Genomic DNA, 428 nt, shown 5'->3' on the forward strand with positions numbered 1-428 from the left:
GCACAAGCCAAGGCTCGGCAGGCGGCGCCTCGGCAGGCGGCGGCTCGGCGAGGGGAGGCCTGTAAACGGTCCCGCATGGGCGATCTCCTTCGATGCGTCGCGGTCGGAGTCCCTCCCAACCGCCCGCGCCCCGGCGCGTTTCCCCGTTTCCGCGCCGGCCGCGGCAGCCCCTGGCTCGCGGCTTGCCCGTGGGCCTTCGTGTCGAGGGCCGTTCCCGGCTAAAGCCCTTGGCGAGTGCCCGGACACGGGTTTCGTCGCCGAAGCCTGTCATGAGGCGCGGCGACCGGCAGGACGCCGCAGGAACGAGGTGGGAATGGACGGGCCGGAACGTATCGCGATCCTCGGCGTGCCGACCGAGGTCGGCACCAGCGAGCCCGGCTCCGTGATGGGCCCGGCCGCCCTGCGCACCGCCGGCCTCGTCCGCACCC

Annotated in this window: 1 pseudogene; it reads left to right on the top strand. The window is 74.3% G+C overall.

Annotated features, from left to right (window positions below):
• Positions 1–313: 313 nt before the first annotated feature.
• A pseudogene (locus FV222_RS31755) lies at positions 314–428 on the top strand (arginase); the annotation flags it as partial.

Source organism: Methylobacterium sp. WL103, assembly GCF_008039885.1.
In the GTDB taxonomy this organism is placed as follows: domain Bacteria; phylum Pseudomonadota; class Alphaproteobacteria; order Rhizobiales; family Beijerinckiaceae; genus Methylobacterium; species Methylobacterium cerastii.